Annotated in this window: 1 protein-coding gene; it reads left to right on the top strand. The window is 69.6% G+C overall.

Translation table 11 applies throughout. From position 1 onward, the window contains the following. Window positions 1–1,225, top strand: a 1,225-nt coding sequence (locus tag GY812_16290) for a PKD domain-containing protein (GenBank protein ID MCP4437042.1), incomplete at both ends; no start/stop codon positions are given.

The raw sequence follows: 1,225 nt of genomic DNA, 5'->3' as shown, positions 1-1,225 counted from the left end.
CGAGGACATCATCGTCAGCGCCGCGGGCTCCCATGACCCCGACGGCGAGATCGTGCGCTACCGCTTCGACTTCGGCGACGGGACCATCATCAACAACGACGACATCGACACCCTGAGCTACACCTACGAGGGTGGTGGCATCTTCACCGTCGAGGTCCGGGTGACCGACGACGCCGGGGGCGTCAGCACCGAGCGCTGCGACATCAACATCCTCAGCGCCGACGCCCCGCGCGTGCGCATCCTGCGGCCTCAGGGCGAGCGGGACACCACCCAGGGCGAGGTCATCACCTTCGAGGTGGACGCCCGCGGCGGCCCCGGCCGCAACATCGAGGGGGTGGTGCTCCTGCTCGACGGCGAGCAGATCGCCGAAGACCTCGACGCGCCCTACGAGATGGCCATGCAGGTCGCCGCCGACGCCGCGAGCGGGGCCACGCTGCAGGTGGTCGCGCGGGCCACCGACGACTCCGGTGAGGCCGGCGACTCCGAGCCCACCTTCCTCAACGTGATCAACGATCCGCCGGTGGCCACCTTCATCGCCGTGCCCTTCTTGGGCGCCAACGACGCGCCCTCGGTCCGGGTGGACGCGGCCGGGGTTTCGGACGACTACACGGCGGCCGCCGAGCTGGTCGTCCGCTTCGACTTCGATGACGACGGCAACTGGGACACCGAGTGGTCGCCCGAGAAGTCGGCAGAGCACGCATACCCGGGCGAGGGCGAGTACACGATCCGCATGGAGGTGCGTGATGGCGTGGGCCAGGTCTCGGAGACCACCCGCGACCTGCGCTTCGACGACGAGCGTGTGGTCTCCGGCGACATCGAGAGCGAGGTCTGGACGGGCGTCGTGACCGTCACCGGTGACGTCACGGTGCTGGCCGGGCACACGCTGACCATCGCGCCCGGGACCCAGATCCTCTTCGCTCGGGTCGACCAGAACATGGACAACATCGGTGACTTCGGCATCGACGTGCTCGGCGGCATCCTGGTTCAGGGCACCGCCGCAGCGCCCGTCGTGTTCACCCAGTTCGGCCAGGCCCGGGCGCGCAACGCCTGGGACCGAATCCGCATCCGCGGCGACCAGGAGTCCAGCGTCGCCCACGCGGTCATCGAGTACGGCCACATCGGCTTGCACGTGGAGCGCGCGGTGCCGGTCAACGACGTCACGATCCGCGAGATGGGCTCCTCGGGCGTGCACATGGCGGGCACCGGCGCCAGCTTCACCAACGTG

This window comes from Actinomycetes bacterium (assembly GCA_024222295.1).
GTDB lineage: Bacteria > Actinomycetota > Acidimicrobiia > Acidimicrobiales > Microtrichaceae > JAAEPF01.
The sequence above is the reverse complement of the archived record's forward strand: the minus strand, read 5'-3'. Positions and strand labels throughout refer to the sequence as shown.